Source organism: Azospirillum sp. B506 (assembly GCF_000333595.1).
Classification (GTDB): domain Bacteria; phylum Pseudomonadota; class Alphaproteobacteria; order Azospirillales; family Azospirillaceae; genus Azospirillum.
Map to the genome: position 1 here is coordinate 1 of NZ_BADK01001026.1, position 5,567 is coordinate 5,567.

At 65.6% G+C, this 5,567-nt stretch carries 5 protein-coding genes, 2 tRNA genes and 2 pseudogenes; 7 read left to right on the top strand and 2 right to left on the bottom strand.

Features of this window, described 5'->3' with window-relative positions; all coding sequences use genetic code 11:
* From I71_RS31560 to I71_RS31585, 6 genes and pseudogenes are all read left to right on the top strand, one after another.
* A pseudogene (locus I71_RS31560) lies at positions 1–219 on the top strand (penicillin-insensitive murein endopeptidase); the annotation flags it as partial.
* 216 nt (positions 220–435) lie between these two features.
* On the top strand, positions 436–1,392 hold the full coding sequence (locus I71_RS31565) for a cyclopropane-fatty-acyl-phospholipid synthase family protein (RefSeq protein ID WP_042703663.1): 957 nt from the start codon (positions 436–438) through the stop codon (positions 1,390–1,392).
* A 152-nt stretch (positions 1,393–1,544) separates the two neighbouring features.
* A tRNA-Leu gene (locus I71_RS31570) sits at positions 1,545–1,631 on the top strand.
* Positions 1,632–1,669: 38 nt separating this feature from the next.
* Positions 1,670–1,745, top strand: a tRNA-Ala gene (locus I71_RS31575).
* A gap of 294 nt (positions 1,746–2,039) precedes the next feature.
* Positions 2,040–2,387, top strand: coding sequence for a hypothetical protein (locus I71_RS31580; RefSeq protein WP_244434175.1), 348 nt, complete (start codon positions 2,040–2,042; stop codon positions 2,385–2,387).
* A gap of 376 nt (positions 2,388–2,763) precedes the next feature.
* Positions 2,764–3,954, top strand: a complete 1,191-nt coding sequence (locus tag I71_RS31585) for a glutathionylspermidine synthase family protein (protein WP_042703655.1) — start codon at positions 2,764–2,766, stop codon at positions 3,952–3,954.
* A gap of 15 nt (positions 3,955–3,969) precedes the next feature.
* On the opposite strand, the gene I71_RS31590 is transcribed toward I71_RS31585, so the two are convergent.
* Positions 3,970–4,188 (bottom strand): hypothetical protein, encoded by a 219-nt coding sequence (locus I71_RS31590; protein WP_042703657.1) that lies wholly within the window; start codon positions 4,186–4,188, stop codon positions 3,970–3,972.
* 207 nt (positions 4,189–4,395) lie between these two features.
* The gene (gene phaR, locus I71_RS31595) at positions 4,396–5,031 is read right to left on the bottom strand and encodes a polyhydroxyalkanoate synthesis repressor PhaR (protein WP_042703659.1); all 636 of its coding nucleotides are present in this window, start codon (positions 5,029–5,031) and stop codon (positions 4,396–4,398) included.
* Between the two features lie 233 nt (positions 5,032–5,264).
* On the opposite strand from phaR, the pseudogene I71_RS31600 reads away from it, so the two are divergent.
* Positions 5,265–5,567 (top strand): annotated as a pseudogene (locus tag I71_RS31600) (hypothetical protein); the annotation flags it as partial.

Here is a 5,567-nt window from a genome sequence, read left to right on the forward strand (position 1 = left end):
CAGCAAGACGCACAGCCCGAAGGCGACGGCTGCGGCGACGAACTGATGTCCTTGCTGGACAGCGCCTCTCCCGCCATCGAGCATCCGCCGGGCTACAAGCCCGAACCGCGGGTGGTCCGCAAGATGCCGGCGGCCTGCGCCCCTGTCCTGAACGCGGCGGGCACCCGCATGGCCTCCCTTCCGGAGTCCGCTCCGGCGTCGTCCAAGGTCGGGCGCTGATCCGGAGGGTGGGCTGGAAATTGTCGGGCTATGTTTCTGCGAAGAAATTTTTCCCCTTGCATGCAAGTCGCGTCCGTCTAACCTGAGGCCGTCCGTGTTCTTGCAGATGGTGTGTTTGGCTTGTGCCAGGCAACCGGAAGGATGCGGCGCCATGTGCTGCCGGCCGCGGGAGGTTGGCGGTGCCAGGAGTCGATCGGCGGATGGGGTGCCACGGCGATGACGGACAAGGACGGTGCCTCGGGACAAGGGCCGAGCCTGAAGACACGCCTGTATGCGTGGTGGGAAGGCTATGACCTGTCAGCTCTGAAGGCGAAGAAGGGCGAGGAGCAGGTGCCCGACAAGGGGCAACCGCAGCAGCCCGCCGCCTCCGAGTCCGGCCCTGGCCCGGGCATGAACCGCTGGGGTAAGCCGCTGTGGACCGCCACCCGCATCGAAGTGGCGGAGAAGATGTGGGGCGAGGGCTTCAACACCCCAGGCGGTGCCGATCACATCCCCTATCTGGTCAAGCCGCTCGGGCTGAACCCGGCAATGAGCGTGTTGGATCTCGCCGCCGGGCTGGGCGGCACCAGCCGGACCATGGCCGGCAAATACGGCTGTTGGGTCACCGGGCTGGAGGCGTCGGAATTGCTGGCGAAGGAGGGCATGGTCCGCTCCTTCAAGATGGGGCTTGAAAAGAAGGCGCCGGTCGAGACCTTCAATCCCGAGCATTTCGGCTATCCCAAGCGCGTCGACGCCATCGTCTATAAGGAAGGCCTGTTCTTCGTCCGCGACAAGGAACAGATGTTCGACGGGATGGAGCTGGCATTGAAGCCGCGCGGCCATCTGCTGGTCACCGATTACATCGCCGAAGCCGATGCGATGAGCGCCAAGGCGGTGCAGACCTGGTGCGAGAAGGAGCCGCTGACGCCGAACCTCTGGCCCAAGGACCGCATGGCCAATGCGTTTGCCCAGCGCAACCTCGACCTGCGCATCGCCGAGGACATCACCGACACCCATCGCGGCCTGATCCTGTCCGCCATCCAGGGGCTGGTCGAGCATCTGGAGAAATTCCAGATGGACACCGCCACTAAGCTGGCGGTGATGGAGGAGGTCGAGTTGTGGGCCCGCCGTGTCGCCGCCATCGAAGCCGGCGTGCGGGTCTATCGCTTCTACGCGATCAAGCCGGCAGAGTAAGGGGCGGGCAGAGTCAAGGGCCGGCGGGGTGGGGCGTCGGCAGGCGATTCTCCGCCCCTGAAAAAACTTTTGCGCGATTGCATTTTTCCACTTGAGCGAAGCAGCGGCTCTGGGTACATAGAGCGCCCCGCGTGACCCCAAGAAACGCGGACGCGCTTGTGGCGGAATTGGTAGACGCGCTAGGTTCAGGTCCTAGTGGCTGAAAGGCCGTGGGGGTTCGAGTCCCTCCAAGCGCACCAACACCTTCAGTGTTGGTGAAGAGTAAGAGAAGTATAGTGGGGCCATAGCTCAGCTGGGAGAGCGCTACAATGGCATTGTAGAGGTCAGGAGTTCGATCCTCCTTGGCTCCACCATTCTCTTCCGTCTGTCGGGGCGGACAAATCCCGGCCATTCCCTGATTGCTCGAATTTTCTCCGATCCGCCTGGATCTTTATCGGTACAGCCACTGTGGCCTTTCCGCATCAGGAAGGCGCAGACGGGGTGTTACCACCTTGGGGCGCATGGCCGAACGGGTGCCGCGCACGGATAATCGCGCCTGTCGAACCGCAAATTTTCTGCTGCAGGCTTCGACGAAAACACGTCACCGATCCGCACGCCATTCCGATTTTTCCGGAGCGCCCGCCATGTCCACACGGATGGAACACGGGTTGAGGACTCTTGTCCTCGCCCTTTACGATGAAGCTGCATTGACAGCGGCTGCCAAGGGCCTGACCGGGCTGTTGGCCGAACGGGCGGCCCTGTGCGAGGTGGCGAGCCTCGTCTCCTTCCGCGCCCGCCGCACGGTGTCCGAGGAGGAGGTGCTGCGCATCGTGTTGTCGGCCCGCCGTCTCCAGCGTCTGAGCGGTGTCCGAGACGATCGGCAGGTGCTGGTCTCCGCCCTGTCTGCGGTACCGCCGCTGTATCAGGTGGCTGCCGCGATGAAGCCGCGCCGTGGCCGGCTCGCCCTGTGGGCGATGCGCTCACTGTCGCGGCATTCGTCGGCAACGCTGATCTGACGCGGAATCGACCGCACGGGACCGACCGCTGCTGCCTTTAGCCGCAGCGGTCGGTCCCGTGTCGCGCTTTGTCAGGGGGGCGAGCTTGATTCGGCGCGGTCCCGATGCGTTCGGACGGGGGTGCTATCGCGGATGCGTGCTGGCGTGTTGCGGCGCGGCAGGTTACATACGCAAGGCTGTGCTTCAGTCGCAGCGATTGCGTCGCGAGCATCCGCGTCTGCGTCGGATTGGCCTCCCCCGGAGTTGACCGTTGACCAGTGGACAGTTGACCAGCCTGCCGCCCGTCACCCTTTCCATGCGGTTTCCTGCGCGTCGGCCGCCGGCCGCCCTGCGCGGCCCAGCCATCCGCCGCTGACGGTCGGGGAACGGGGCGGCGATGCGCAGGACGACGATGAAGCCGCGGGCCGACTGGCGCCCGGGGCTCCGCAAATATCCCTATGGCGTGCGGGCCATGTCGGCCGGGGCCGGCTGGCGGGAGGACACAGCCTATGAGTTCACCGCCTCGCAGATCGACCTGATCGAGAGCGTGGCGGACGAACTGCACAGCATGATCGCCGTCGCCGTGCGTCATGTGATGGAGCGCAAGCTGTTCGCTTCGCTTGGCATCCGCGGCGATCTCGCGCGCCTGCTGGAAGCCTCCTGGATCGATTATTGGGCCGGCGGACGGTGCAACGAGCGGGCGGGAGGGTTGGCCGGCCGGCTGACGTTGGCCTATGACGGGCGGGACAGCGTCAAGCTGCTGGGGTGCAACTACGACACCTCGGAGGGGCTGTTCGCCGCTTCGATGATCCAGCGCAACTGGCGCGAGGCGATGGCGCCGGACGCCAACCAGTTCAACGGCCTGCACGAGGCGCTGGTGGAGCGGTGGGAGGAGCTGGCGGCGGGCGTGCCCGGCCGTGGCCGCATGCATGCGACCTGCGCCACCCCCGATCCGGTGCGGGAAGGCGAACTGGTCTATCTCGCCGCGACCGCGGCGGAAGCCGGCATCGACACCCGCCTGCTGCCGCTGCACTCCATCGCCTGGGACGGGCGCCGCTTCCTCGACGACGAGGGGCAGCCGATCTCCTGGCTGACGAAACTCTACCCCTGGGACGGTCTGGCCGACGACGGGTTCCTGCAGCGCCTGCGCAGCAGCGGCATGAGCGTGCTGTCGCCGCTCTGGTGCTGGCTGTGGTCGAACCATGGCCTGCTGGCGGTGCTGTCGCACCTGTACCCGCGCCACCCCAACCTATGCCGGGCGGCGCTCGATCCCGGCGGCATCGCGGGGGCCGATATGGTGACCGTGCGCGCTCTGCACGGATTGGACGGTGCGCCGACCCGAATCCTGGAGCATGGGGCGGTGATCGCCGACGACGGGCCGGACATCGGCGAGGACGTCGCGGCCCATGGTGCGGTCTGGCTGGAAACCCCGTCCTGCTTCCGCGAGGAGGACACACGCGCCGTCCTGCACGCCTGGATCGTCGGCGACAAGTGCCTGGGCATGGGGGTGCGGGAATCCGCCGATCCGCGCCTGGGTTCGGGAGGCAGCGCGGATTCGGCGATGATCCCGCACCTGTTCAGGGGGTGATCGCGTTTTACACTGTTATGGCGCGAACGGGTTCTTCAGTGCCGGGCCGAAGGTTGCCTTGCGGGCGGCGCGCCAGATGCTTTCTGCCGCCACATCGTTGCCGCGGTCGGCGATGGCCATGCCGGCCACGCCCTGCTGGTGGCTGAGCCAGTCGCGCAGCAGATTCTCGAATCGCGTGACCTCACGCGGGTCGTCGCTGGCCATGGTGATGGAAACGGTCAATTCGGTGGTCATGGTCGGTTCCCTCCTGACGGTTGGACGGGCCGGCGACACCGACAATTCAGCCGGACCGGCTCCGTGGACGAGAAGGTGCCCCCTATGCACGATCCGGAGCCTGCGCGCCCGCTTGTGCCGGCGCAATGAAAAAGGCGGGGTATGACCCCGCCTTCTTTGCCAATCGCCTGCCGTAACCGTCTGCCACCGGGTCTGTCCGACCGCGCGCTATTTCGCGTCCGACTTGCCGCCCGGGCTGGCGATGCTGGCGATCTGCTTCTGCAATTGGTCGATCTGCTTCTGCAACTCGTCGAAGGTCGCACCGGCCGAAGGGGCGGCGGCGGGGCCGGGTTGACTGGGCGGGCGCTGTGCGCCGGTCGCCTCGTCCGCCGCACCGGGAGCGCCGAAGGGCGTGAACATCCGCATGGCGCGTTCGAACATCGCCATATTCTGCTTGCTGACCTCGTCCAGCCGGCCGAACGGGAACATGCCGCCCAGCGTGTTCTGGAAATAGTCGCGCATCTGCTCCTGATTGCGGGAGAAGGCCTGCATCGAATATTCCAGGTAACGCGGCACGACCGCCTGCATGTTGTCGCCGTAGAAGCCGATCAACTGGCGCAGGAAGCTGATGGGCAGCAGATTCTGGCCCTTGCTCTCCTCCTCCACGATGATCTGGGTCAGGACGGAGCGGGTGATGTCCTCCCCGGTCTTCGCGTCATAGACAACGAAGTCCAACCCATCCTTCACCATCTGGCAGAGATGGTCGAGCGTGACGTAGCTGCTGGTGGCGGTATTGTAGAGCCGCCGGTTGGCGTACTTCTTGATCGTGATCGGAGCGGACTTCTGGTCTTCCTTGTCGGCCATCGCGGACTCTTTCAAGAAGGGACGTGTTCCTGACACGGGACAAGCGTCTGATACAGGCGGCGGAAATTGTTCCGTCATTAGGACTACTCGAAGGGATAGCAATTTGTCCAGCGTTGCGCCGCGACATAGCGCCGCGGTTGCGCTGGGCTTGCGGGCCCGGTTGCCGGCACGGCTGGAGCATGACCGCTCCCGCAGGATACCCCGCCTATACCCGAAAGGTCAGGTGGGGAGACATGGCGGGCTGGTCAATCCGCCTCTGCCACTCCTATAATCCGGCCATGGCCGACCCGTCGAACCCAGACCGCCCCTCCGATCCGCCATCGTACGAATCGCTGGCGCGCCGCTACCTCGACCTGTGGCAGGACCAGTGGACGGCTTGCGCCGCGGATCCCGAAATGGCGGATATGATGACCCGGATGTTCCACATGATGGGGCAGGGGGTGGGATCGTTCGGATCATTCGGCCTCGCTGCTCTGGGCGGCGCTTTTGGCGGTGGGTCGATGCCCGGCACCGCTGGGATCCCCGACATGGCCCTT

Coding starts and splice junctions, on each gene's coding strand:
- I71_RS31565 (WP_042703663.1), top strand. CDS start 436: ATGACGGACAAGGACGGTGCCTCGGGACAAGGGCCGAGCCTGAAGACA.
- I71_RS31585 (WP_042703655.1), top strand. CDS start 2,764: ATGCGCAGGACGACGATGAAGCCGCGGGCCGACTGGCGCCCGGGGCTC.
- I71_RS31590 (WP_042703657.1), bottom strand. CDS start 4,188: ATGACCACCGAATTGACCGTTTCCATCACCATGGCCAGCGACGACCCG.
- phaR (WP_042703659.1), bottom strand. CDS start 5,031: ATGGCCGACAAGGAAGACCAGAAGTCCGCTCCGATCACGATCAAGAAG.